The 22,361-nt window shown below is 64.5% G+C and carries 27 protein-coding genes and 2 tRNA genes; 24 read left to right on the top strand and 5 right to left on the bottom strand.

Annotated elements, in window-relative coordinates:
* From hisB to VCS63_RS03895, 11 genes are all read left to right on the top strand, one after another.
* Window positions 1–588, top strand: a complete 588-nt coding sequence (gene hisB, locus VCS63_RS03945) for an imidazoleglycerol-phosphate dehydratase HisB (RefSeq protein WP_042795706.1) — start codon at window positions 1–3, stop codon at window positions 586–588.
* 34 nt (window positions 589–622) lie between these two features.
* On the top strand, window positions 623–1,318 hold the full coding sequence (hisH, locus tag VCS63_RS03940) for an imidazole glycerol phosphate synthase subunit HisH (RefSeq protein ID WP_042795707.1): 696 nt from the start codon (window positions 623–625) through the stop codon (window positions 1,316–1,318).
* A gap of 56 nt (window positions 1,319–1,374) precedes the next feature.
* A complete protein-coding gene (hisA, locus tag VCS63_RS03935; protein ID WP_008160451.1) occupies window positions 1,375–2,115 on the top strand; it encodes a 1-(5-phosphoribosyl)-5-[(5-phosphoribosylamino)methylideneamino]imidazole-4-carboxamide isomerase in 741 nt (246 codons plus the stop codon).
* On the top strand, window positions 2,112–2,930 hold the full coding sequence (gene hisF / locus VCS63_RS03930; RefSeq protein ID WP_042795708.1) for an imidazole glycerol phosphate synthase subunit HisF: 819 nt from the start codon (window positions 2,112–2,114) through the stop codon (window positions 2,928–2,930). Before hisA ends, hisF begins: the two co-directional genes overlap by 4 nt.
* 281 nt (window positions 2,931–3,211) lie before the next feature.
* Window positions 3,212–3,616, top strand: coding sequence for a phosphoribosyl-AMP cyclohydrolase (gene hisI / locus VCS63_RS03925; protein WP_323878503.1), 405 nt, complete (start codon window positions 3,212–3,214; stop codon window positions 3,614–3,616).
* Window positions 3,613–3,963 (top strand): phosphoribosyl-ATP diphosphatase, encoded by a 351-nt coding sequence (locus VCS63_RS03920; RefSeq protein ID WP_042795710.1) that lies wholly within the window; start codon window positions 3,613–3,615, stop codon window positions 3,961–3,963. Before hisI ends, VCS63_RS03920 begins: the two co-directional genes overlap by 4 nt.
* A 17-nt stretch (window positions 3,964–3,980) precedes the next feature.
* A complete protein-coding gene (locus tag VCS63_RS03915) occupies window positions 3,981–4,349 on the top strand; it encodes a histidine triad nucleotide-binding protein (protein WP_042795711.1) in 369 nt (122 codons plus the stop codon).
* 14 nt (window positions 4,350–4,363) lie between these two features.
* On the top strand, window positions 4,364–4,591 hold the full coding sequence (gene tatA, locus VCS63_RS03910; RefSeq protein WP_042795712.1) for a Sec-independent protein translocase subunit TatA: 228 nt from the start codon (window positions 4,364–4,366) through the stop codon (window positions 4,589–4,591).
* A 71-nt stretch (window positions 4,592–4,662) separates the two neighbouring features.
* Window positions 4,663–5,187 carry a Sec-independent protein translocase protein TatB gene (gene tatB / locus VCS63_RS03905; RefSeq protein WP_149063471.1) on the top strand — a complete coding sequence of 175 codons (525 nt, stop codon included), beginning with the start codon at window positions 4,663–4,665 and terminating at the stop codon, window positions 5,185–5,187.
* Window positions 5,184–5,975: a twin-arginine translocase subunit TatC gene (gene tatC, locus VCS63_RS03900; protein WP_042795714.1), complete on the top strand. Its 792-nt coding sequence runs from the start codon at window positions 5,184–5,186 to the stop codon at window positions 5,973–5,975. Before tatB ends, tatC begins: the two co-directional genes overlap by 4 nt.
* Window positions 5,976–6,052: 77 nt before the next feature.
* Window positions 6,053–6,442 (top strand): helix-turn-helix transcriptional regulator, encoded by a 390-nt coding sequence (locus VCS63_RS03895; RefSeq protein ID WP_323878500.1) that lies wholly within the window; start codon window positions 6,053–6,055, stop codon window positions 6,440–6,442.
* Here the strand turns inward: VCS63_RS03895 and VCS63_RS03890 are convergent.
* Window positions 6,439–7,599, bottom strand: coding sequence for a trypsin-like peptidase domain-containing protein (locus tag VCS63_RS03890; RefSeq protein WP_063639206.1), 1,161 nt, complete (start codon window positions 7,597–7,599; stop codon window positions 6,439–6,441). The two genes, VCS63_RS03895 and VCS63_RS03890, sit on opposite strands and share 4 nt — an antisense overlap.
* 19 nt (window positions 7,600–7,618) lie before the next feature.
* On the opposite strand from VCS63_RS03890, the gene VCS63_RS03885 reads away from it, so the two are divergent.
* The 3 genes from VCS63_RS03885 to VCS63_RS03875 all read left to right on the top strand — a co-directional run bounded on the left by VCS63_RS03885 (window position 7,619) and on the right by VCS63_RS03875 (window position 10,677).
* Window positions 7,619–8,395, top strand: a complete 777-nt coding sequence (locus VCS63_RS03885; protein WP_042795716.1) for a Nif3-like dinuclear metal center hexameric protein — start codon at window positions 7,619–7,621, stop codon at window positions 8,393–8,395.
* Window positions 8,396–8,669: 274 nt separating this feature from the next.
* Window positions 8,670–9,296: a glutathione S-transferase family protein gene (locus VCS63_RS03880; RefSeq protein WP_323878497.1), complete on the top strand. Its 627-nt coding sequence runs from the start codon at window positions 8,670–8,672 to the stop codon at window positions 9,294–9,296.
* 49 nt (window positions 9,297–9,345) lie between these two features.
* On the top strand, window positions 9,346–10,677 hold the full coding sequence (locus VCS63_RS03875) for an MFS transporter (protein ID WP_042795718.1): 1,332 nt from the start codon (window positions 9,346–9,348) through the stop codon (window positions 10,675–10,677).
* A 35-nt stretch (window positions 10,678–10,712) separates the two neighbouring features.
* On the opposite strand, the gene VCS63_RS03870 is transcribed toward VCS63_RS03875, so the two are convergent.
* Window positions 10,713–11,735, bottom strand: coding sequence for a helix-turn-helix transcriptional regulator (locus VCS63_RS03870; protein ID WP_042795719.1), 1,023 nt, complete (start codon window positions 11,733–11,735; stop codon window positions 10,713–10,715).
* Between the two features lie 145 nt (window positions 11,736–11,880).
* Between VCS63_RS03870 and VCS63_RS03865 the strand changes: the two genes are divergently transcribed.
* Window positions 11,881–12,648, top strand: coding sequence for an aldolase (locus VCS63_RS03865; RefSeq protein ID WP_063639203.1), 768 nt, complete (start codon window positions 11,881–11,883; stop codon window positions 12,646–12,648).
* Between the two features lie 122 nt (window positions 12,649–12,770).
* On the opposite strand, the gene mscL is transcribed toward VCS63_RS03865, so the two are convergent.
* Entirely contained in the window at window positions 12,771–13,217 is a 447-nt protein-coding gene (gene mscL, locus VCS63_RS03860) for a large conductance mechanosensitive channel protein MscL (protein WP_042795720.1), read from the bottom strand.
* Between the two features lie 140 nt (window positions 13,218–13,357).
* Between mscL and petA the strand changes: the two genes are divergently transcribed.
* The 6 genes from petA (at window position 13,358) to VCS63_RS03830 (ending at window position 17,704) form a co-directional block, all read left to right on the top strand.
* On the top strand, window positions 13,358–13,993 hold the full coding sequence (gene petA, locus VCS63_RS03855; protein WP_042795721.1) for a ubiquinol-cytochrome c reductase iron-sulfur subunit: 636 nt from the start codon (window positions 13,358–13,360) through the stop codon (window positions 13,991–13,993).
* A 74-nt stretch (window positions 13,994–14,067) separates the two neighbouring features.
* Window positions 14,068–15,456 carry a cytochrome b gene (locus VCS63_RS03850; protein ID WP_042795722.1) on the top strand — a complete coding sequence of 463 codons (1,389 nt, stop codon included), beginning with the start codon at window positions 14,068–14,070 and terminating at the stop codon, window positions 15,454–15,456.
* A 23-nt stretch (window positions 15,457–15,479) separates the two neighbouring features.
* Complete coding sequence (locus VCS63_RS03845; RefSeq protein WP_042795723.1) at window positions 15,480–16,331, top strand: cytochrome c1; 852 nt, start codon at window positions 15,480–15,482, stop codon at window positions 16,329–16,331.
* Window positions 16,332–16,485: 154 nt separating this feature from the next.
* Complete coding sequence (locus tag VCS63_RS03840) at window positions 16,486–17,097, top strand: glutathione S-transferase N-terminal domain-containing protein (RefSeq protein ID WP_006388039.1); 612 nt, start codon at window positions 16,486–16,488, stop codon at window positions 17,095–17,097.
* A 13-nt stretch (window positions 17,098–17,110) separates the two neighbouring features.
* Window positions 17,111–17,560: a ClpXP protease specificity-enhancing factor gene (locus VCS63_RS03835; RefSeq protein WP_042795724.1), complete on the top strand. Its 450-nt coding sequence runs from the start codon at window positions 17,111–17,113 to the stop codon at window positions 17,558–17,560.
* A 68-nt stretch (window positions 17,561–17,628) separates the two neighbouring features.
* Window positions 17,629–17,704, top strand: a tRNA-Thr gene (locus tag VCS63_RS03830).
* Between the two features lie 62 nt (window positions 17,705–17,766).
* Here VCS63_RS03830 and VCS63_RS03825 read toward each other — a convergent pair.
* Both VCS63_RS03825 and VCS63_RS03820 read right to left on the bottom strand, forming a co-directional pair.
* Window positions 17,767–18,732 (bottom strand): Bug family tripartite tricarboxylate transporter substrate binding protein, encoded by a 966-nt coding sequence (locus VCS63_RS03825; protein ID WP_042795725.1) that lies wholly within the window; start codon window positions 18,730–18,732, stop codon window positions 17,767–17,769.
* A 31-nt stretch (window positions 18,733–18,763) separates the two neighbouring features.
* Window positions 18,764–20,185, bottom strand: a complete 1,422-nt coding sequence (locus tag VCS63_RS03820; RefSeq protein ID WP_301880273.1) for an amidase — start codon at window positions 20,183–20,185, stop codon at window positions 18,764–18,766.
* A 146-nt stretch (window positions 20,186–20,331) separates the two neighbouring features.
* Between VCS63_RS03820 and VCS63_RS03815 the strand changes: the two genes are divergently transcribed.
* From VCS63_RS03815 to gcvA, 3 genes are all read left to right on the top strand, one after another.
* Window positions 20,332–21,153, top strand: a complete 822-nt coding sequence (locus VCS63_RS03815; RefSeq protein WP_323878487.1) for an IclR family transcriptional regulator — start codon at window positions 20,332–20,334, stop codon at window positions 21,151–21,153.
* A 66-nt stretch (window positions 21,154–21,219) separates the two neighbouring features.
* Window positions 21,220–21,295 (top strand) — tRNA-Asn (locus VCS63_RS03810).
* A gap of 129 nt (window positions 21,296–21,424) precedes the next feature.
* The gene (gene gcvA / locus VCS63_RS03805; RefSeq protein ID WP_063961242.1) at window positions 21,425–22,333 is read left to right on the top strand and encodes a transcriptional regulator GcvA; all 909 of its coding nucleotides are present in this window, start codon (window positions 21,425–21,427) and stop codon (window positions 22,331–22,333) included.
* The last annotated feature ends 28 nt before the right edge of the window (window positions 22,334–22,361 follow it).

Here is a 22,361-nt window from a genome sequence, read left to right as displayed (position 1 = left end):
ATGCGTACCGCAGAGATCACCCGCAACACCAACGAAACCCGCATCCGCGTGGCCGTCAATCTCGATGGCACCGGCAAGCAGACGATCGACACCGGCGTGCCCTTCCTGGACCACATGCTGGACCAGATCGCGCGCCATGGCCTGATCGACCTCGACATCAAGGCGGAAGGCGACCTGCACATCGACGCGCACCATACCGTCGAAGACGTAGGCATCACGCTGGGGATGGCCATTGCCAAGGCGGTGGGCACCAAGGCCGGCCTGCGTCGCTACGGCCACGCCTACGTGCCGCTGGACGAAGCGCTGTCGCGTGTGGTGGTGGACTTCTCGGGCCGTCCGGGTCTGGAATACCACATCCCCTTTACCCGCGCCCGCATTGGCGATTTCGACGTGGACCTGACCCGCGAATTCTTCCAAGGCCTGGTCAATCACGCGCTGATCACGCTGCACATCGACAACCTGCGTGGCGTCAATGCCCACCATCAGGCGGAAACCGTCTTCAAGGCCTGTGGCCGCGCCCTGCGCATGGCCATGGAAGTCGATCCGCGCATGGGCGACGTCGTGCCCTCCACCAAGGGCGTGCTGTAACGTCCGCCACCCCTCCCGCAGCAGGCAGAAAGAAGTGACCACTATCGCCATCGTCGACTACGGAATGGGCAATTTCCATTCCGTCGCCCGCGCCCTGAAATACGCCGCCCCCGATGCCGACATCCGCATCTGCAGCCAGCCCCAGGAAATCGCCGCGGCCGACCGCGTCGTGTTTCCCGGCCAGGGCGCCATGGCGGACTGCATGCGCACCCTGAATGAATCCGGCCTGCGCGACGCCGTCGTGCGCGCCGCGCGCGAAAAGCCCCTCCTGGGGGTCTGCGTGGGCGAACAGATGCTGTTCGACTCCAGCGAGGAAGGCGGCACGTCCTGCCTGGGGCTGTTCCGCGGCGTGGTGCGCCGCTTCTCGGGCCCGGGTTTCGCGGAGCCCGTGGGCAGCGACGACGCCTGCGTGGCCGACACCGGCGCGGCCGGACTGGCCGATACCCGCCCCGAACGCCTCAAGGTTCCGCACATGGGATGGAACAAAGTCCGCCAGACGCGCTCTCATCCTATCTGGGCCGGTATTCCGGACGACACCCATTTCTATTTCGTCCATAGCTACTACGCCGACCCGGAAGATCCGGACCTGACTGTTGGTGAAACCGAGTATGGCCTCGCCTTTACCTGCGCGGTGGCGGCAGCTAACATTTTCGCGGTGCAGTTTCACCCCGAAAAGAGCGCCGAGCACGGTTTGCGCCTGTATCGCAATTTTGTAGACTGGCAGCCGTAGGCTCCGAGCCCACGCCCGCCAGCCCTTTCAACCCCTATATTTTTTCGCTGCCCACCATGCTGCTGATCCCCGCCATCGATCTCAAAGACGGGCGCTGCGTGCGCCTGCGCCAGGGTGACCTGGACGATGCAACGGTGTTCTCTGAAGACCCCGCCGCCATGGCCAACCGCTGGCTGGACCAAGGCGCGCGCCGCCTCCATCTGGTCGACCTGAACGGCGCCGTCGCCGGCAAACCGAAGAACGAAGCCCCCATCAAGGCGATTCTGGACGCTGTCGGCGACGACATCCCGGTACAGATCGGCGGCGGCATCCGCGACCTCGACACCATCGAGCGCTATCTCGACGCCGGCATCTCCTACGTGATCATCGGCACGGCCGCGGTCAAGAACCCCGGCTTCCTGCAAGACGCCTGCGGCGCCTTTCCGGGCCAGATCATCGTCGGCCTGGACGCCCGCGACGGCAAGATCGCCACCGACGGCTGGAGCAAGCTCACCCGCCACGACGTGCTCGACCTGGCCAAGAAGTTCGAGGACTACGGCTGCGAAGCCATCATCTACACCGACATCGGCCGTGACGGCATGCTCTCGGGTGTCAACGTCGAAGCCACGGTCCGCCTGGCCCAGCACGTGCGCATCCCCGTCTACGCGTCGGGCGGCATCGCCGGCATCCAGGACATCGAAGCCCTGTGCGCCGTCGAAGAAGAAGGCGTCGAAGGCGCCATCCTCGGCCGCAGCATCTACGAAGGCACGCTCGACTTCCAGGCAGCGCAGGCGCGCGCCGACGAATTGGCAAAATGACCACCTCCAGCAGCACCCCCGCGGCCAGCGCGCCCACGCAAAGCGCGCTGACCCGCCGCATCATTCCCTGCCTTGACGTTACCGCGGGCCGCGTCGTCAAAGGCGTGAACTTCGTCAACCTGCTCGATGCCGGCGACCCCGTCGAAATCGCGCGGCGCTACAACGAACAGGGCGCCGACGAACTCACCTTCCTCGACATCACCGCCACCAGCGACGGCCGCGACCTGATCCTGCCCATCATCGAGCAGGTCGCGTCGCAGGTCTTCATTCCGCTGACGGTAGGTGGCGGCGTGCGCCAGGTGTCCGACATCCAGCGCCTGCTGAACGCGGGCGCCGACAAGATCAGCATCAACAGCGCCGCCGTGGCCAATCCGGAGCTGGTCCGGGCCGCCTCGGACTACCACGGCTCGCAATGCGTGGTGGTAGCCATCGACGCTCGCCGCGTGTCGGCCGAAGGCGAACCCGCCCGCTGGGAAGTCTTCACGCACGGCGGCCGCAAGGCCACCGGGCTGGACGCCGTGGCCTGGGCCCGCCGCATGGCCGCCTATGGCGCCGGTGAAATCCTGCTGACCAGCATGGACCGGGACGGCACCAAGTCCGGCTTCGACCTGGAACTCACGCGCGCCGTCTCGGACGCCGTGCCCGTGCCCGTGATCGCATCCGGCGGAGTGGGCAACCTGCAGCATCTGGCCGACGGCGTCACCACCGGCCGCGCCAGCGCGGTCCTGGCCGCCAGTATCTTCCACTTCGGCCAGCACACCGTGGGCGAGTGCAAGCGCTTCATGGCTGGGCAGGGCATTCCTGTACGGATGTGACCCCCCAGAAGCGCCTGCGGCGCTTCCCCCCAGGGAGGCGCCGCGGCGGACCGGCAGAGCCGGATCCACGCGGCCCCGCTGCGGCAGCACCTCGAATTACATAGGCCAGATTGCTTGGCGCGCAATGAAAAACCCGGCTCGGCCGGGCTGAATTGGGGATAGTCTGGATCAGTTTGGGACGCCCCTCTCAGGCGTGCAACAAGGTATTGCCGTAAGATTATGAGTCCCCACGCGCCAGTGGCGGCCTGCAAGGCGCCGCGCGAGGACAACGGATGAATGAGATGAGCAACGAACCCGCCTGGATGGCCGACGTCGTCTTCGACGAAAACGGCCTGATACCCGCCATCGCGCAGGACGCCGAAAACGGCCAGATCATGATGGTGGCCTGGATGAACCGCGAATCGCTCGCCGAAACGGCCGCCACCGGGCGAGCTGTCTACTGGTCGCGTTCGCGCGAGCGCCTGTGGCGCAAGGGCGAGGAATCCGGCCACGCCCAGGAGGTCCATGAACTGCGCCTGGACTGCGACGGCGACGTCATCCTGCTCAAGATCCACCAGCAGGGCGGCATTGCCTGCCATACCGGACGCGCCAGCTGCTTCTACCGCCGCCTGGAAGGCCAGACCGACCAGGCCTCCTGGATCACGGTGGACCCCGTGCTGAAAGACCCCGAACTGATCTACAAATGACCGCTCAAGCCGCAAGCGCCGCCGAAATCCTGGCACGCATCGCCGATACCCTGGAAACCCGCCGCCCTGAAAACGGCGGCGATCCCCAAGCCTCCTATTCCGCCAAGCTGCTGGCCAAGGGCCCGGACGCCTTCCTCAAGAAAATCGGCGAGGAAGCCACCGAACTCGTCATGGCCGCCAAGGATGGCGTGCCGGACCGCATCGTCAGTGAAACCGCCGACCTGTGGTTCCATTGCCTGGTGGCCTTGACGCATTTCAGGCTGCGGCCCGAAGACGTATTGGCCGAACTGGCCCGCCGCGAAGGCCTGTCCGGCCTGGTGGAAAAGGCCAGCCGCCCGCAAGACTGAACACGGAACCCGGAAAAATGAGCGACAACTGTATCTTCTGCAAGATCGCCGCTGGCGAGATCCCGTCCAAGAAAGTCTACGAGGACGAGGACTTTGTTGCGTTCCACGACATCAATCCGGCCGCGCCGGTACATTTATTGCTGATCCCTCGACGTCATGTCACATCCATGCAGGATATTAAGGGGGAGGACGCAGAATGGTTGGGTAGAATGATGTCGTTAGCGCCGCGGCTAGCCGCCGAAAACGGTTGCCGTCCGGGCCCTGATGGCGGATTTCGCATCATGATCAATTCTGGCGTCGAAGGCGGCCAGGAAGTCCCGCATCTGCATTTCCACATCATCGGCGGCTCGCGTCCCTGGAAAGGGCGCGTGGCCCCCACCGCGTAATTCGGAGAAACATCATGGGTAGTTTCAGCATCTGGCATTGGTTGGTTGTCCTGGTCATCGTGGCGCTGATTTTCGGCACCAAAAAGCTGCGCAACATCGGCTCGGACCTGGGCGGCGCGGTCAAGGGCTTCAAGGAAGGCATGAAGGACGCCAACGGCGACAAGCCGGCCGAACCGATCGCGCAGCAGCGCGTCTCCGGCGAAACCATCGACGTGCAGGCCAAGGAAAAATCCAACTCCTGAGCGCCTGCTCGGCTCCCGGGCCGTCCTGAACAGGCCGGCCCTTATTGCATCCACTCCCGAGCGGCCGTCGAATGTTTGATGTCAGCTTCACTGAACTGATGGTGATCGGCGTCATTGCCCTGATCGTCATCGGCCCCGAACGCCTGCCCAAGGTTGCCCGCACCGTCGGCCACCTGCTCGGGCGCGCGCAACGTTACGTCAATGACGTGAAATCCGATATCCAGCGGGAAATCGAACTCGACGAACTTCGCAAGTTCAAGAGCGAGATGGAAGATGCCGCCCAGGGCGTGCAGAAGTCGCTGAACGAAACCCAGGCCTCGCTGCAGGAACCCGTCCAGCAATTCCGCGCGGAACTCGACGAAGTCGCGCGCGAAGCCAGCATCAAGGCCGAGCCAGCCGCCGCCAGCGCGCCCCCGGCCGAACCCGAACGCAGCATCGCGCCCCCGCCCGGCCAGAACCATAGCCTGGATCTGGATCTGCCTGCGGTGCAGACACCTGCCCCCGCTGCCACTGAACAACCCGCGCCCAGCGCGCCCAAGGCCGACGACGCCGCGCCCGCCGCCAAGCCCGTCGCGCCCTCCGGAACCCCGACGTGACCCAGGACGCCTCCCAAGAAGAAGGCCAGCAGGAGACCTTCATCTCCCACCTGGTCGAGCTGCGCACCCGTTTGCTGCGCGCCGCTGCCGCCGTGATCGGCGTATTCATCGTGCTGTTCATTTACCCCGGCGCGTCGGCCATCTACGACGTGCTGGCCCAGCCCATGCTGGCTTCGCTGCCGGAAGGCACGCGCATGATCGCCACCGGCGTCATCACGCCATTCATGGTGCCGGTCAAGGTCACGATGATGGCCGCGTTCATCGTCGCACTGCCCGTGGTGCTCTACCAGGCCTGGGCCTTCGTGGCACCCGGCCTGTACCGGCACGAAAAGCGCCTGGCGCTGCCGCTCATCATCTCCAGCACCTTCCTCTTCATCGCGGGGATGGCGTTCTGCTATTTCGTGGTGTTCCGCACGGTGTTCCACTTCATCGCTACGTTCGCCCCGCAATCCATCACGCCGGCGCCGGATATCGAGGCCTACCTGAGCTTCGTCATGACGATGTTCATGGCCTTCGGCATCACGTTCGAAGTGCCCGTGGCAGTGGTGCTGCTGGTGAAGATGGGCGTGGTCGAACTATCCAAGCTGAAGGCCGCTCGCGGCTACGTGGTGGTCGGCGCCTTCATCATCGCCGCCGTGGTCACCCCGCCCGACGTGGTCAGCCAGTTCATGCTGGCCGTGCCGCTGTGCCTGTTGTATGAAGTCGGCTTGATCTGCGCTCGCATGGTGACGCCAAAACCGGATGCGCAAAGCGAGGCCGGTTCGGACTCGCTGACTGAACGCCACTGACCTGCACCGACGGTCCTGCCCACGAAGCAGGACCGTTTCACCTTGTGGGCGACCCGCGGCGAATCTACATTGCCCTTATGTCACTCGCCCAACGGCTGCACACCCTGATGCGGTGGCGCGGCATCAAAAGCCAAAATCAATTGGCGCGCATCTCCGGCGTACCGCAATCGTGCATTCATCGGATCCTCGTGCGCGAGGATCGCTATTCGCCGTCGCGCACCACCTTGCTGCGGCTGGCGCGCGCGCTGGACACCAGCGTGCCCTGGCTGACGGATGGCGTGGGTCCGGAAGGGGACGCGCCTCCCAGCAGCGCCAATCCCCTGGACATCGCCACCGACGGCTACCTGGCGGAAATCTCCGCGCTGCTGCGGCATCAGCCCGACAGCATCAAGAAAACCATCCTGTCGGCGGTACGCCTCATGGTGAAGCCGCCCGCCGCACCCGCTCCCGGGCCACGCTCGTCCTAGCGTGGTTTTCCGGGACGAGTCCCCACCACTACCGCCAGCTCTGCCGGCTTGCCCGCACGCAATATGCCCAGCTTGGCGCTCTGGCCGGGCGGCAGCTGCGCAATCTCCGACAACAGGCTGGTAGTGTCGGCCATGCGCTTGCCGTTGACGGATTGCACGATGTCGCCCACGCGCAAGCCGCCGCGCGCCGCGGGTCCGTCGCGCATCACCCCCGCGATGATCACGCCCGTCGTATCGCGGTCCAGCCCGAAGGCGCGCGCCAGCTCCGGCGTCACGTCCTGCGGCTCCACACCCAGCCAGCCGCGCTTGACCCCGCCCGTCCTGACGATCTCATCCATGACCTTGCGCGCAATCTCGATGGGCGTGGCGAAGCCTATGCCCATCGACCCGCCCGATTCCGAATAGATGGCGGTGTTGATGCCGACCAGGTTGCCCGCGGCGTCGACCAGCGCGCCGCCCGAATTGCCGGGATTGATCGCCGCGTCGGTCTGGATGAAGTTCTCGTATGTGTTCAGGCCGAGCCCGTTACGGCCGAGCGCCGACACGATTCCCTGAGTCGTCGTCTGTCCCACGCCGAACGGATTGCCGATGGCCAACACCACGTCGCCCACACGCAAGCCCCGATCCGGCGCCAACGTGGCCGCGGGCAGGGCGCGCAAGGTGGCCAGCTTCAGCACGGCCAGATCGGTGTCCGGATCCGCGCCCACCACCTTCGCGGCGTCGCGGCGACCGTCCGCCAGCGCGACCTCGATCGCGTCCGCCGCCTGCACCACGTGATAGTTGGTCAATACGTAGCCGTCCTGGTTCACGATCACGCCAGACCCCAGGCTCGTCGAGGCCTGGCGCCGCGTCACGCCCGGCACCTGGCCGAAGAACTGGCGCAGCACCGGATCGTCAGGCAAGGGGATCAATGGCACGTTCACGTGCTTGGTGGTGTATACGTTGACCACGGAGGGCGCCGCGCGAGCCACGCCATCCGCATAGGACGCCGCGGCGGCGGCGCGTGTGGCAGGCGGCCTTGCCGCGGCGGCTGCGGGCTGCGGGCCGGCCGCCGGCCCTGCCAGGCGCAGCAGGTCGGGCCGCAAGGTCGTCACCACGAATAGAATACCCAGGCAGACCGTGACGGCCTGAGCGAAGATCAGCCAATATCGGCGCATGATTCTGATAGGACTAGCTATGAGTAAAGTGGACTCCCACGTCCTGGCCAATTGGCTGGACGACACCCTGCAAGCGGCGCGCTTCAAAGACTATTGCCCCAACGGGCTGCAGGTGGAAGGCCGATCCGAAATCGCACACATTATCGCCGGAGTCACGGCCAGCGAGGCCCTGCTGCGCGTGGCGGTCGAGCGCGGCGCGGATGCGGTGTTGGTGCACCACGGCTGGCTCTGGCGCAACGAAGATCGCCGCGTCATCGGCACCCGCCGCGCGCGCATGGCCCTGGCCCTGAAAAACGACCTCAATCTGTACGCCTACCACCTGCCGCTGGACGCGCATCCCACGCTGGGCAACAACGCGCAGTTGGCGCGCGTGCTGGGCCTGACGCCCGCGCTGCGCGACGATGGCGCGCCCCAAACCTGTGGCCCCGACAACCTGATCTGGCTCGGGGCTGCCGACGGCGTGGCTACGCTGGGCCAGTTGGGCGAACGCGTGGCCGAGCGCCTGGGGCGCCAGCCGCTGGTGGTGGGCGATCCCGGCCTGCCGCTGGCGCGCGTGGCCTGGTGCACGGGCGGCGCGCAAGGCATGCTGGGCGACGCCGTGGACGCGGGCGCCAGCGCCTACATCACGGGTGAAGTCTCCGAATCCACGGTCCATCTCGCGCGCGAAACCGGCGTGGGCTTCATCGCGGCAGGCCACCATGCCACCGAGCGCTACGGCGCACAGGCATTGGGACAGGCGGTCGCGGAGCGCTTCGGCATCAAGGTCGAATTCGTCGACATCGACAACCCGGCCTGACAGGCACCGCCCACAACCCGCCAACCGCCCCCGCAAGGGGGCGTTTTCATTTCATGGCACCCAGGGTGGCCTGGAACGCCTCGCCGCCCGAATTGGCCCGACTCAGCTACGGGAAAACCAGAGTGCGCGATCAATGCAACGCCTGTGCGTCGCATCTGGTCAATCGCGGTTCTCTCCCTGTCAATTCCGGCCGCAATCCGCCGCCCTAGCATTCCATGCAGCCGCCCGCGGCCGGGCCTGTCCCGGCTGGGCATCCTCCCTGCGGAGCCATTGAATGCTGACACTCTACGACCACCCACGCTCCGGCAACTGCTACAAGGTTCGCCTCTTTCTTGCGCTCATCGGTAAAGACTACCAAAGCACCTTCGTCGACGTGCTGGCCCGCAAGAACCAGACCGATGCGTTCGAGCGCATCAGCGCCTTCCAGCAGATCCCCGCGCTGACCGACGGTGACACCGCCATCTGGGACAGCCACGCCATCCTGCTGCACCTGGCGCATCACTACGCCCCCCAGTGGCTGGCGCCGCTGTCCCGCCTGGGCGCCATGCATGCCTGGATCTCGGTCTCGGCCAACGAAATCGCAAACAGCCTGCAGCCGCTGCGGTTGACGCGTGTCGTCAGCAACGCCGAAGCGGCCCATCACCTGGGCGTCAGCGACGCGCTGCTCGACGTGCCCGGGATGCAGGCCCGCACGGACCGCGTCCTGGGCCGCATGGAAAAGCATCTTGCGGAGAACACCTGGCTGGCTGGCGGCGATGCACCGACCGTAGCCGACATTGCCTGCTACGGCTACACGGCGCTGGCGGAAGAAGCCGACATCGACATGACCGCCTATCGCGCCATCGCGGCATGGCGCAAGCGCATTCAGCAGTTGCCCGGGTACGTGCCGCCGGGCCCGTGAGCCCGCGCGCTACGACAACAACCATTACGACAAGACAAGAGGGAATGACATGGACGCCATCCAGGCCGCGCAGCCTATTGCCCAATCACATCGAAAACCGAACCTGTTCCGGGTCGCCGTGGCGACCGTCATCGGCACCGCCGTCGAAGCCTTCGACTTTCTCGCCTACGGCACCGCCGCGGCACTGGTGTTCAACAAGATCTTCTTTCCGCAATTCGACCCGGTGACCGGCACACTGGCCGCGTTCGGCGCGTTTGCCAGCGGCATGCTCGCGCGGCCCATCGGCGGCATCCTGTTCGGCCACTTCGGCGACCGCATCGGCCGCAAGTCCATGCTGACCCTGAGCCTGCTGCTCATGGGCATATGCACGGTGCTCATCGGGCTGCTGCCGACCTACGAACAGATCGGCATTTCGGCGGCGGTGCTGCTGGTGGTGCTGCGCATCGGCCAGGGGCTGTCGTTCGGCGGCGAGATGGGCGGTGCGATGTTGATGGCCGTCGAACACGCGCCGCCAAAATGGAAGGCGTTTTTCGGCAGCCTGCCGCTGGTAGGCGCGCCCTTGGGCATCCTGCTGTCGGTGGGCTCCTTCGCGCTGGTGACGCGGTTGCCGGAAGAGGACTTCCTGTCCTGGGGCTGGCGCCTGCCGTTTCTCGCCAGTGCCGTGCTCATCGTGGTGGGCCTCTTCATCCGCCACGGCATCGACGAGTCGCCTGAGTTCGAACAGGTCAAACGCGAAAAGGCGCAGGCCAGGCAGTCGCTGGAAGACAAAATGCCGCTGGGAGAATTGCTGCGCGCGCACGGCAAATCGCTGCTGCTGTGCATAGGCTGCAAGATCGCCGAAGTCACGCTGATCTATACCTTCCTCGTTTTCTCGGTGTCCTACGCCGTCTCCAAGCTGGGATTCAGCCGCGCCGACGCGCTGCATGCCCTGCTGTATGGCGCCGGTGTGCTGATGTTCACCATTCCGCTGTTTGGCGTGCTGGCCGACCGCATTGGCGCGCGTCGCGTCTGCGGCTGGGGAGGAATGTTCCTGGGTGTCATGGCCATTCCCATTTTTCTCGCGGTGGGCAGCGGGTCGCTGGTGGCATACAGCCTTGCCGTGTTCATCGCCATGGCCTTCAACTACGCAATCATGATCGCGCCGCAGTCCAGCCTTTACAGCGCCCAGTTTCCCGCGGACCTGCGCTATTCCGGACTTTCCATCGGCGTCCAATTCTCGGCAGCCATCGGCGGCGGCCTGGCGCCGCTGATCTCGGCCACGCTGGTCCAGAAGTTCGACAGCATCCTGCCGGTCGGCGTCTATCTCGCGTTCCTGGGTATCGTCGCGGGCACTTCGGCCTTCCTCATGAAGCCCACGCAACAAGACCTGCGCCGCGGCTGACGCGCGGGATCCGGCCCTGTGCCGGCGGCGCGGAACTACGCGCCGCCGCTTCCGGCCGTCTTGCGATACACGGCGGGGGACATGCCGAAACGTTCATGGAAGCGCCGGATGAAATGGCTCGCATGCTGAAAGCCGCAAGACGCAGCGATTTCCTTGATCTCCACGTGCGAGCGCCGAGGATCCTCCAGCGCTTCCCGCGCAAGTTGCAGGCGGCGTTCGCGCACATAGCTGGTGTATTGCAGCGACCGCATCTTGAACAAGCGGTGCACCCAGCGCGTAGTCACGCGCAGCACATCCGCCACTGCCTGCACCGAGAGTTCCGGATCGGTGATATGGGCGTCGATATAGCTGGCAAGCACCTGCCAGTTATCCGCGGGCGCGCGCGCATCTCCCGGTATCTTTTCCAACGCCTGGCTGGTGTAGATGGACGCCAGCAAGGCCAACAATGCCTGTTCGGCGAACAGCGACGAGGTGGGATTGGATTCCGCCTTGTCGAAGAACACATGATGCAGGCAGCGATGGGCGGTTTGCACCATGGGCAGGCCGGCCACGCCGCGCTGCGCGGTGAACTGCGACATCGCAAGACTATGCGCGCCCAACAGGCGCGACAGCGGCCCCTTGACCACCACGATGCGCGAATCGGTGTACATCCGGATCTCGGACGGCAGCGCGGTCGTCCGGAAAATGATGTCGCCAGGTTCCAGCGGCAGGGTGGCCTCGTTCTGGACGATGACGCCGTGTCCCGCGATCACGAAGCTTGCGAGGAATTCCGCATGTTCCAGATCAGCCGCGTGCTCCGCGCGGTGCTGCACGCTGATCGGCGTGGACTCCAGGCTCACCACCAATCCGCCTGCGCGCAGGCGACAGGCCTGCAATTGCAGGCGGGGATGTTCGGTCAAGGCCCGGAATTCGCCCGGCAGCACCAGCTTGTCCAGTTCGCGCTCGTAGCCGGCAATCTCCTGCGCATAGAAAGGGCGGAATTGCGGCGCGAAGTTAAGGTCCGCCTCGGTACAGGCGGGCCGGACGGAATGAGGGGCGGTGTGGCTGGCGCGTGGCATGCTCGGAACACTCGATCGGGCCGGCCAACAATGGCCGAAAAGCGCCCACCGTCCTGTCGCTTTGGATCAACCCACGTTCGTGATCGGTCAATCGCCGGCAGCGGAGGCGGGCGTGTAATTAAGCCATTATCCCCAAGGAGACCCCATGCTGGAAAAACAAGCCCATGCCGACGCCTTCTTTGCGCGCTCCGCGAACAAGCTCGACTTCGGGAACTGGGGCGAGAAGGAAAAGGTTGCCCTGAGCTGCCGCATTCTCGCCAGTGAAGGCCATTCAGAAACCCTGGCGGGCCAGATCACCGTGCGCAAGGAGGACGGCACGTTCCTGACAACGCCCATGGCCCAGGCCTTCGATGAAATTGTCCCGGACTCGGTCATCCGCATCAATGAGAACATGGAGGCGCTCGAAGGCCCGGGCACGCCCAACCCGGCCGTGCGTTTCCACTTCTGGGTCTATCGCCAGCGGCCCGACGTGCAATGCATCATCCACACGCATCCACCCTATGTCTCGACGCTGTCCATGACGGGCCAGCCGCTGGTCGTCGCGCACATGGACGCCACGCCATTCCATAACGATTGCGCCCACCTGAAGGAATGGCCCGGCCTGCCCATCGCCGACCAGGAGGGTGAAATCATTTCCGCGGCGCTTGGCGACAAGCGCAGCATTCTGCTGGCAAACCACGGCTTTCTGGCCGCCGGATCCTGCATCGAGGAAGCGCTGTACCTGTCGGTGCTGATCGAGCGCGCGGCCCGCAACCAATTGCAGGCCGCCGCCGCGTATGGCGAGGTGAAGCCGGTGAACGATGCGCTGGCAGCCGAATCGCACGACTTCCTGCTGAAGCCCAGCATCGTGCGCGCAAGCTTCGCCATGTTCGCGCGTCGCATCGAACGGCAAATGGCTGCGGGGCGGGACTAACGGGGAAAAAGACCAGGCAGCGTGTCGTTCAGCGGAGGCCGGCATGCGCCGGCGGGAACGACCGCTCGCCGAGGCCCGGACCCGCGCGTCTGCGCCGAACCCGGGCCTGCGGCATAGTCGAATCAGGGCTTCTTGAGCAGGTCGCGGATTTCGCGCAGCAGGGCCACATCTTCGGGCGTGGCAGCGGGCGCCGGCGCCTCTTCGGCCTTGGTGCGGGCCTTGTAGATGGCCTTGACCATCCAGAAAATCACGAAGGCCAGCAACACGAAGTTGATGATGATCGTGACGAAGTTGCCCCACGCAAACACGTTGGCGCCGGCCTTGGTGAGATCGGCGTAGGTCATGGGGCCGTTGTAGCCGGCCGGCATCGACAGAACCAGGAATTTGTTCGAGAAATCCACTGAGCCGCCGAGGATGAAGTTGACCAGCGGCATGACAATGTCCTTGACCAGCGAATCGACAATCTTGCCGAACGCCGCGCCGATGATGACACCGACCGCCAGGTCCACTGCGTTGCCTTTGACAGCGAAATCTCGAAATTCTTTGACGAAACCAGTCGCTTTGCTCATAAAAGCACTCCCTTCGTGATACGCCCGTGAGTGGGCTGGCGCTATAATACGCGGTTGCTATGTTGTTACAAATTCCCGCGAACCCGATGCCGCAGAGGTGATGCTACTCGTAGAGCGGGCGCATCAACAAGGATAGGAAGATGAGTCAGGATACGCTGGTGCACGATGATGACGGTGCGGTTGATCCCAACCTGCCACCTGATCCTTCGCGACGTTTCTGGGTTACCACCGCCTGTGCTGTGGGTGGCGTAGCAGGTGTCGCAACGGCAGTGCCGCTTGTGAGCACGTTTTCTCCCTCCGAAAAAGCCCGCGCTGCCGGGGCTCCCGTTGAAGTGGACGTCGGCGACATTCCCGTCGGCACCATGAAGACGGTTGAATGGCGCGGAAAGCCGGTCTGGATCATCCACCGGTCTCCTGAACAACTCGCCGGCCTGAAGACTCAGGACCCGCTGCTTGCGGACCCCGAGTCCAAGCGCCCCGGCTTCACTCCCAAATACGCCGAAAACGAAGGCCGCTCGCGCAAGCCTGAGATCTTCGTCTGCGTCGGCATCTGTACCCATCTGGGCTGCTCGCCCACGGCTCACTTCGAAAAAGGCGGCGGCCTCGGCGCCGATTGGCAAGGCGGTTTCCTCTGTCCTTGCCACGGCTCCACCTTCGATCTGGCAGGCCGTGTCTACAAGAACAAGCCCGCGCCTGACAACCTCGAAGTCCCGCCGTACCAATATCTCACCGACACCCGCATCATCGTGGGCGTCGATGAAGACAACAAGGCCTGACGCTCGCGTCGCGCTATTTTCCCGAATTACGTAAGTAAATCCGCATTACGCCACGTGAGAGAAGGAGCCGTTACATGGCTGGCGAGAAAACCGTCGAGACGACAGGCCTGTTGGGCTGGCTGGACCGGCGCTTCCCGGTGACCTCCACCTGGAAAGCCCATTTGTCCGAGTATTACGCGCCGAAGAACTTCAACTTCTGGTATTTCTTTGGCTCACTGGCCCTGCTGGTGCTGGTGCTGCAGATCGTGACCGGCATCTTCCTGGTCATGCACTACAAGCCGGACGCCGAACGCGCGTTCCAGTCCGTCGAATACATCATGCGCGAAGTCCCGTGGGGCTGGCTGGTGCGCTACATGCACTCCACCGGCGCGTCGATGTTCTTCGTCGTCGTGTACCTGCACATGTTGCGCGGGCTGCTCTACGGTTCTTACCGCAAGCCGCGCGAACTGGTGTGGATCTTCGGCGTCGCGATCTTCCTCTGTCTGATGGCGGAAGCCTTCTTCGGCTACCTGCTGCCCTGGGGCCAGATGTCCTACTGGGGCGCCCAGGTGATCGTGAACCTGTTCGCGGCCATTCCCTTCATCGGCCCTGAACTGTCCATCTGGATCCGCGGCGACTACGTCGTGTCGGACGCCACGCTGAACCGCTTCTTCGCCTTCCACGTCATCGCCATCCCCCTGGTGCTGGTGGGCCTGGTCGCGGCTCACCTGGTGGCGCTGCACGAGGTCGGCTCGAACAACCCGGACGGCATCGAGATCAAGCAAGGCCCGAAGGACAAGTACGGGCGTCCCAAGGACGGCATCCCGTTCCACCCGTTCTATTCGGTGCACGACCTGATGGGCGTGGCCGGCTTCCTGCTCGTGTTCGCGTTCATCGTGTTCTTCGCGCCGGAAATGGGCGGCTACTTCCTCGAGTTCAACAACTTCATCCCCGCCGACTCGCTGAAGACGCCTCCGCACATCGCTCCGGTCTGGTACTTCACGCCGTTCTACTCGATGTTGCGCGCCACCACCGACGAGTTCACCTGGGTGCTGGCGGGCGCTTCCGTGCTGGGCGCCATCGCGCTGCTCGTCAAGAGCAACCTGAAGGGCTTCATGCGCATCGCCGTCCCCGGCATCCTGATCGTCGTGGCCGTGCTGCTGCGCGTGATCGACGCCAAGTTCTGGGGCGTGGTCGCCATGGGCGGCACGGTCGTCATCCTGTTCTTCCTGCCGTGGCTGGACCATTCCCCGGTCAAGTCGATCCGCTACCGTCCGACCTGGCACAAGTGGATCTACGGCATCTTCATGGTCAACTTCCTGGTGCTCGGCTACATCGGTACGCAGCCGCCCAGTCCGCCGTTGAACGTCACGTCGCAAATCGGCACGCTGCTGTACCTGGCATTCTTCTTCCTGATGCCGGTCTGGAGCCGCCTGGGCACTTTCAAGCAAGTGCCTGACCGCGTCACGTTCCACGCCCACTGAGCCCACCAGATAACGGATTAACCATGATCAAGAAGCTGATTGGTGCCGTGGCCTTGATGCTCACGTGTACCGCCACCCTCGCCGCCGGAGGCGGCTATCCCCTGGACAAGGCCCCGTACCGCGTCAACGACATGGCGTCGCTGCAGAACGGTGCCAAGCTGTTCGTCAACTACTGCCTGAACTGCCATAGCGCGTCCTCGATGCGCTACAACAAGCTCAAGGACATCGGGCTGACCGACCAGCAGATCAAGGAAAGCCTGCTGTTCACCGGCGAAAAGGTCGGCGACATGATGAACGTCGCCATGAACCCGAAGGACGCCAAGCAGTGGTTTGGCACGACGCCCCCGGACTTGTCCGTGATCGCGCGCGCCAAATCCGTGAACGCCGGCCCCTCGGGCGCCGACTACATCTATACCTACCTGCGCACCTTCTACCGCGACACGTCGCGTGCCACGGGCTGGAACAATCTGGTCTTCCCGGCCGTGGGCATGCCCCACGCGCTGTGGGAAGTGCAGGGTCCGCGCGAGCTCACGACCGTTGCCATGCACGAGGTGGAAGGCAAGGAAGGCGCCCCCAAAACCTGGGAACGCGTCACCACGGTGTACGATGCACAGGGTTTTTCCACGGTCAAGGCCGAGCCGGTAGCCAACTACCACGGCCATGCCACCTTCGATGCCAAATTTAAGGCCGCCAACCCGGCCCAAGTCGCAACATACGACAACGACGTCGCCGACCTGACGGCGTTCATGTCCTGGATGGCCGAACCCGTCCAGACATTCCGCGTCCGTCTCGGCGTCGGTGTCATGTTGTTCCTGCTGCTGTTCTTCCTGGTTACCTGGCGCCTCAATGCCTCGTACTGGAAACACGTGCGCTAACCGCAACGCCCCGCCAGGTTTTTATCCGCCCCCGATTGCAAATGGGGACGGTATCGGCGGATAGGGCTGTACGCCTATCCCGCCTGGCAATTGGGGCCAGCGCCTGCTAGATTAAGGCGCTGGCCTTTCGTTTTTCAATAAAGGACTTACCGCCATGATGGTGCTCTATTCCGGAACCACGTGTCCGTTTTCGCAACGCTGCCGCTTCGTGTTGTTCGAAAAAGGCATGGATTTCGAGATCCGCGACATCGACCTGTACAACAAGCCCGAAGACATCTCGGTGATGAACCCGTACGGTCAAGTGCCCATTCTGGTCGAACGCGACCTGGTCCTGTACGAGTCGAACATCATCAACGAGTACATCGACGAGCGCTTCCCGCATCCCCAGCTCATGCCCGCCGACCCGGTCATGCGCGCCCGCACCCGCCTGTTCCTCTACAACTTCGAAAAGGAACTGTTCGTGCACGTCTCGACGCTGGAAGACCGCAGCGCCAAGCCCGACGAGAAGAAGCTCGCCAACGCGCGCCAGAACATCCGCGATCGCCTGGCCCAACTGGCCCCCATGCTGCTGAAGAACAAGTACATGCTGGGCGAGGAATTCTCCATGCTCGACGTGGCCGTGGCTCCGCTGCTGTGGCGCCTGGACCATTACGGCATCGAACTGCCCAAGAATGCGGCTCCGCTGCAAAAGTACGCCGAGCGCATCTTCTCGCGTCCGGCCTACATCGAAGCGCTGACGCCTTCGGAAAAAGTGATGCGTCGCTAAGGCTGGTTGCGTGATGGGTGAAACTTCGACCAAACCGTACCTGATCCGCGCGCTGCACGAATGGTGCACCGATAACGGCTACACGCCCTACATCACCGTGCAGGTCGACGAGCACACCATGGTGCCCGTCGCCCATGTGCGCGACGGCCAGATCACGTTGAACGTGGGCACGCTGGCCACCAACCGCCTGGTGCTGGGCAACGAATTCATCGAATTCCAAGCCCGCTTCAGCGGCGTGACCGAAAACGTCTACGTTCCCGTGGGTGCCGTCAGCGCCATCTACGCGCGCGAAACCGGCGCCGGCATGGGCTTCGAAGTGCAGCCCTACGAACCGCCGGAAGCGGGCGCCCAAGGCGCCACGGTCACCGCCGCGCCGGAAGGCTCCGACGCCGACGCAGCTCCTGGCGACGGTGGCGGTGACGACGACGAACCCAAGCGTCCGCGCCTGACCATCGTCAAATAAGCCATCCCACGCAGGACCTGCATTTTTTTCATTACAATGCAGACCCTGCGCGTGCCCCGGCACGCAGCGCCGGTGTAGCTCAGTTGGTAGAGCAGCTCACTTGTAATGAGAAGGTCGAGGGTTCGATTCCTTTCACCGGCACCAAGATTGAATGAAAAGGCCGACTCCCCGAGTCGGCCTTTTCTTTGCCCCCGTAGGCGCCTGGTTCAATCCGGCTTGATTCCCGCGGCCTTGATGATGGCCACGTTGCGTTCCAGTTCGGTTTCGACCTTGCGGCGAAACGCTGCGGGATCCGCGTATGTGGCGTCGAATCCCAGCTGTTCCAGCTTGGCCCGCGTATCCGGTTCGGCCATGACCGCCTCGATCTCCTTGGACAGGCGCGCGACGATAGGCGCCGGCGTGCCTTTCGGCAGGACCACGCCGAACCACGTCTCGAAGTCATAGTTCGCGAGGCCGCTTTCCGCGACCGTGGGCACGTCGGGCACCAGGGCGGAGCGGGCGCTGCCGGTCAGGGCCACCGCACGCGCCTTGCCTGCCTTGATCTGCGGCAGGCCGGCGACCAGCGTGTCGATCGACAGCGGGATCTGGTTGCCCAGCAGGTCTGCCATCGCGGGAGCGCTGCCGCGGTAGGGCACGTGCAGCAGCTTGGCGCCGGTGCGCTGGGCCAACGATTCGCCCGCGATGTGCGGCGTGGAGCCATTGCCGAAGGAACCGAAGCTCAGCGGTTGCGCGCCAGATTTGCTCTTGATGTCGGCAACGGTGCTGATGCCTGTTTGCGCATTGGTGAGGATCACGAAAGGCGTACTGCCGGCGATCGCCACATACTCGTAGCTCTTGATCGGGTCGTAGTTCAGATTCGGGTACAGCAGCGGATTGAGCGTAAAGGTAGGCGCCCCCGTAATCATGAACGTATAGCCATCAGGCGCGGCTCGCGCGACTGCCGCAGCGCCGATTCCGGTGTTGGCGCCGGGTTTGTTCTCGACCACGACGGTCTGCCGCAGGCGCTCGCCGAGCTTGGCGGCGAAAAGGCGGCCAATGACGTCCGTGGAGCCTCCCGGCGGGAACGGCACGACCATCGTGATTGGCTTGCTTGGGTAGTCCTGGGCCGGCGCCAGGGCCGGCACGGCGGCCAGACCACACAAGAATGCGGCCTTGGCGAGGTGCTTGATCATGCGAAATTCCCCTTGTGTAGGTTATGAGTATTCAGTCAGCCAGCACCGGGGCCCGGCGCCAGCATTGCGTGGCCTGTTCGAACGCATGCGCCATTTGCAGCAATGCGCGCTCCTGGCGATACCGTCCGACGATCTGGATGCCCACGGGTAGCCCCTCTGCCGTGAACCCGCAGGGCACCGAAATGGCCGGGTGGCCCGTCAGCGACAAGTAGTAGCCCGAACGCATCCAATCGATGTAATTGCGCATGTGCGTGCCCTCGATGCTGCTGACCGTCTCCTGTTCGACGGGAAAAGGCAGTACCTGGCTGACGGGGCCGACAACGAATTCATGGGTCTGCATGAATGCATGCATGCGCGCGAAGAGCGCCGCGCGATCCCTTTCGGCCTGCACCACGGCGGCCGCCGGCTGTTGCAGGCCGAGTTCGATATTCCAGACCACCGTGTCCTTCAACAAATGCCGGTGCTCGCGCAGCGCGGTCTCATAACCCACCGCGAAGGTCTGTCCGCGCAATGCCTGGAACGAAGCGTCCGCGCCGGTGAAGTCCGGGCAGGCGTGCTCCAGATGCATTCCCAGCTCCGCGAAGACCGGCAAGCTCTGTTCCAGCGCGTCGACCACGCCAGGTTCCACCGGCAAGCCTCCCCAGTTCGGCGCATAGGCAACGCGCACTCCTTTGAAATCGCGCTCCAGGCTGCCCAGGAAGCTGGCGGGGTCCTGGTCGATGGCGAGCGGATCCCTGGTGTCCGGCCCAGCGGTGGCGGCGAGCAGCAGGGCTGCGTCAGCCACCGTGCGCGCCATCGGACCTGCCACGGTCAGCGTGTTGTAGGGACTTGCCGTGGGCCATTGCGGCACGCGCCCCGGCGAAGGCCGCAGGCCCACCACATTGCAGAAGGACGCCGGATTGCGCAGAGAGCCTCCCATGTCGGTGCCATCCGCCAGCGGCACCATGCGGGCGGCCAGCGCGGCGGCCGCGCCGCCGCTGCTGCCGCCAGCGGTCAAACGCGGGTCGTAGGGGTTGCGGGTGGCACCGAACACCGTATTGAAGGTCTGCGAACCCGCGCCAAATTCGGGCAGATTGGTCTTGCCCAGGGTGATGGCGCCGGCGGCGCGCTGGCGGCTGACGATCAGGCTGTCACGCTCCGGGACGAAATCCCGGTATAGCGGAGATCCATAGGTGGTGCGCATGCCCGCCGTCAGGAACGAATCCTTATGCACAACGGGCAGGCCATGCAGTAAACCCAGGGTCTCGCCGCGAGCCTGGCGCTCGTCGGCGCGGGCGGCGTTGGCCAGCGCGCCTTCGGCATCCAGCGTCACGATGGCGTTGATTCGCGGGTTCCAGGTCTCGATGCGCTGCAGGTGCGCTGCCACGATTTCGCGGGCGCTCAAATGCCCGGCTGCGATTTCTGCACGCAAGGCGACGGCAGTCATGTCGCACAGGTTCGATTGAAATGTCATTTGTCCCGCATTAGTATTGCTATGCAATACAAAGTATTGAATAATCAACTTTATAGTGGGAATTCCTGTACGGGACAATTCGGGGAAACTAGCGCTGGCGGCCACTCGCGGCGGCCAAATCGCTTCCCCGCATGCGAGAAACCCTCATGAAAACGCGCCAGCCCTCCAGCACCCCCGCCGAATCGACGGCATCGCTGTCTCCGTCCGATCCAGCGGACGATCCCCTGTATGTCGCGTCGCTTGAGAAAGGCATGCGCGTGCTGGAGGCGTTCCGGGATGCCAATGACTCACTGGGCCTGACCGACATCGCCACGCAGACGGGACTAGGCAAGAGCGCCGCGCAGCGCTTCGTGCATACCTGGGAACGCCTGGGCTATCTGGTCAAGGACCCAGCGTCGCGCCGTTACCGCCTTGGTCCGCGTGTCGTCGAACTGGGCTACTTTTTCCTGCGCAGCGACCGCCTCGTCTCCATGGCCGCGCCGCATCTGGTCGCACTGCGCGACCGCTGCGGATTGGCGGTGCACATGAGCGTGCTGGCGGATTGCGACATGGTCTATCTACTGCGCCTGCCCAGCCGGCAAATGACCCTGGCGGAAATGCTGCCCGGCCGCCGCATGCCTGCGTGGTGCAACAGCGCGGGACGCATCCTGCTCGCGCAGCGCGACGACGCGGCGGTACGCCAGGCGCTGCTGCGCGCACCGCCGCGCGCCTTCACCCCGCGCACCGTGGTCGAACCGGAAGCATTGATGGCGTTGATCCGCCAGGCCCGCGATGACGGCTATGCGTTGACCGAAGACCAGGTGCTGCAAAACCAGGTCGGCGCCGCCGTCATGCTGCGCGACGCACAGTCTTTGCCCCTGGCCGCGATCAGCGTCAGCGCACCGCGCCACGACTACCCCGTCGACCGCCTGCTGCGCGACATCGTGCCCCAGCTCTTCCGCACCGCGCAGGCCATACAGGGCACTTGAATCGGCGCAGCCAACCCGTTTTGCATTCTTTCGATTTTTTGTGCATAATTCGCCCCCTCTACCTGTTCCCCGATAGCTCAGTCGGTAGAGCGACGGACTGTTAATCCGCAGGTCGCTGGTTCGAGCCCAGCTCGGGGAGCCAAAGAATGCAGTACTGAAGGGCCCGCAACTTGTTGCGGGCCTTTTGCATTTGGACGCGGCGCTTCGGCCTATTGGCGCCGCGCGCGGCGTACGATGGTGCGCACTTCATCTCACCACTACCGCTAGTCCCATGCGTTCTGTGCGATCCCTGCCTGCGTTGGTCTCCTTGCGCGCCTTTGAAGCGGCTGCGCGGCGCATGAGCTTTTCACTGGCCGCGCAAGAACTGTTCGTGACGCAAAGCGCCATCAGCCACCATATCCAGCGCCTGGAAGCCGAGCTTGGTGTTGCGCTATTCGAGCGGCGCACACGAGCCGTGGCGCTGACCGCGGCCGGGCAGTCCTACTACGAACGCGTGCATGCGGCCTTCGAACTGCTGCGCCAGGGCACCGATGAGATACGCGCTCCCGAAGCGGTGCGCCAGACGCTGCGTGTCGGGCTGCTGGCCTCGTTCGCCACGCGTTGGCTGGCGCCTCGCCTGGCGGCGTTTAGCGCCGCGCATCCGGACATCGATCTGCAATTGCAGCCAGACATTGGCCTGGCGGACGTCGCGGGCGGGGAGGTCGACGTGGCCATCCGCTACGGGCGCGGCGTATGGCCCGGCGTGCGCGCGCGGCTGATCATGACCGAGCGGCTGTCGGTGGTCTGCGCCCCCGCGCTGATCGCGGGCAGGAAACGTCCGCGCACGCCGCAGGATCTGCTGCGCTTCCCGTTGCTCGCCTCGCATGCCCGCCATCCTTTCGAATGGGACGCCTGGGCGCGGCACCATGGTGTCGACCTGGGGCGAGTACAGCCCGTGCGGCTGCACGACTACAACATCGTGGTGGAAGCCGCCCTCGCGGGGCAAGGCATGGCGATGGGCCGCCACCGCCTCATAGGCGCCCAGCTCGCCAGCGGCGCGCTGGTGGAGGCCCTGCCGGGGACCACGCTGGAAGCTCCCCGCATCGGCTGGTGGTACGTGACGCCCCGCGGCGCGCTGGGCGTTGCGGCCCAGCGCTTCCATGCATGGCTTACGCAAGCGGCCCAGGACGAAACACATTAGTTTTACTCATGCGTACTGCGTGAAAATT

The organism is Achromobacter sp. D10, from assembly GCF_035282245.1.
In the GTDB taxonomy this organism is placed as follows: Bacteria; Pseudomonadota; Gammaproteobacteria; order Burkholderiales; family Burkholderiaceae_B; genus Achromobacter; species Achromobacter insolitus.
This window is presented reverse-complemented; position numbering and strand designations above follow the sequence as displayed.

Bases quoted from the DNA above. Each gene is read 5' to 3' on its own strand.
- hisB (WP_042795706.1), top strand. From the start codon at position 1: ATGCGTACCGCAGAGATCACCCGCAACACCAACGAAACCCGCATCCGC.
- hisA (WP_008160451.1), top strand. From the start codon at position 1,375: ATGCTGCTGATCCCCGCCATCGATCTCAAAGACGGGCGCTGCGTGCGC.
- hisF (WP_042795708.1), top strand. From the start codon at position 2,112: ATGACCACCTCCAGCAGCACCCCCGCGGCCAGCGCGCCCACGCAAAGC.
- hisI (WP_323878503.1), top strand. From the start codon at position 3,212: ATGAGCAACGAACCCGCCTGGATGGCCGACGTCGTCTTCGACGAAAAC.
- VCS63_RS03920 (WP_042795710.1), top strand. From the start codon at position 3,613: ATGACCGCTCAAGCCGCAAGCGCCGCCGAAATCCTGGCACGCATCGCC.
- VCS63_RS03915 (WP_042795711.1), top strand. From the start codon at position 3,981: ATGAGCGACAACTGTATCTTCTGCAAGATCGCCGCTGGCGAGATCCCG.
- tatA (WP_042795712.1), top strand. From the start codon at position 4,364: ATGGGTAGTTTCAGCATCTGGCATTGGTTGGTTGTCCTGGTCATCGTG.
- tatB (WP_149063471.1), top strand. From the start codon at position 4,663: ATGTTTGATGTCAGCTTCACTGAACTGATGGTGATCGGCGTCATTGCC.
- VCS63_RS03895 (WP_323878500.1), top strand. From the start codon at position 6,053: ATGTCACTCGCCCAACGGCTGCACACCCTGATGCGGTGGCGCGGCATC.
- VCS63_RS03890 (WP_063639206.1), bottom strand. From the start codon at position 7,599: ATGCGCCGATATTGGCTGATCTTCGCTCAGGCCGTCACGGTCTGCCTG.
- VCS63_RS03885 (WP_042795716.1), top strand. From the start codon at position 7,619: ATGAGTAAAGTGGACTCCCACGTCCTGGCCAATTGGCTGGACGACACC.
- VCS63_RS03880 (WP_323878497.1), top strand. From the start codon at position 8,670: ATGCTGACACTCTACGACCACCCACGCTCCGGCAACTGCTACAAGGTT.
- VCS63_RS03875 (WP_042795718.1), top strand. From the start codon at position 9,346: ATGGACGCCATCCAGGCCGCGCAGCCTATTGCCCAATCACATCGAAAA.
- VCS63_RS03870 (WP_042795719.1), bottom strand. From the start codon at position 11,735: ATGCCACGCGCCAGCCACACCGCCCCTCATTCCGTCCGGCCCGCCTGT.
- VCS63_RS03865 (WP_063639203.1), top strand. From the start codon at position 11,881: ATGCTGGAAAAACAAGCCCATGCCGACGCCTTCTTTGCGCGCTCCGCG.
- mscL (WP_042795720.1), bottom strand. From the start codon at position 13,217: ATGAGCAAAGCGACTGGTTTCGTCAAAGAATTTCGAGATTTCGCTGTC.
- petA (WP_042795721.1), top strand. From the start codon at position 13,358: ATGAGTCAGGATACGCTGGTGCACGATGATGACGGTGCGGTTGATCCC.
- VCS63_RS03850 (WP_042795722.1), top strand. From the start codon at position 14,068: ATGGCTGGCGAGAAAACCGTCGAGACGACAGGCCTGTTGGGCTGGCTG.
- VCS63_RS03845 (WP_042795723.1), top strand. From the start codon at position 15,480: ATGATCAAGAAGCTGATTGGTGCCGTGGCCTTGATGCTCACGTGTACC.
- VCS63_RS03840 (WP_006388039.1), top strand. From the start codon at position 16,486: ATGATGGTGCTCTATTCCGGAACCACGTGTCCGTTTTCGCAACGCTGC.
- VCS63_RS03835 (WP_042795724.1), top strand. From the start codon at position 17,111: ATGGGTGAAACTTCGACCAAACCGTACCTGATCCGCGCGCTGCACGAA.
- VCS63_RS03825 (WP_042795725.1), bottom strand. From the start codon at position 18,732: ATGATCAAGCACCTCGCCAAGGCCGCATTCTTGTGTGGTCTGGCCGCC.
- VCS63_RS03820 (WP_301880273.1), bottom strand. From the start codon at position 20,185: ATGACATTTCAATCGAACCTGTGCGACATGACTGCCGTCGCCTTGCGT.
- VCS63_RS03815 (WP_323878487.1), top strand. From the start codon at position 20,332: ATGAAAACGCGCCAGCCCTCCAGCACCCCCGCCGAATCGACGGCATCG.
- gcvA (WP_063961242.1), top strand. From the start codon at position 21,425: ATGCGTTCTGTGCGATCCCTGCCTGCGTTGGTCTCCTTGCGCGCCTTT.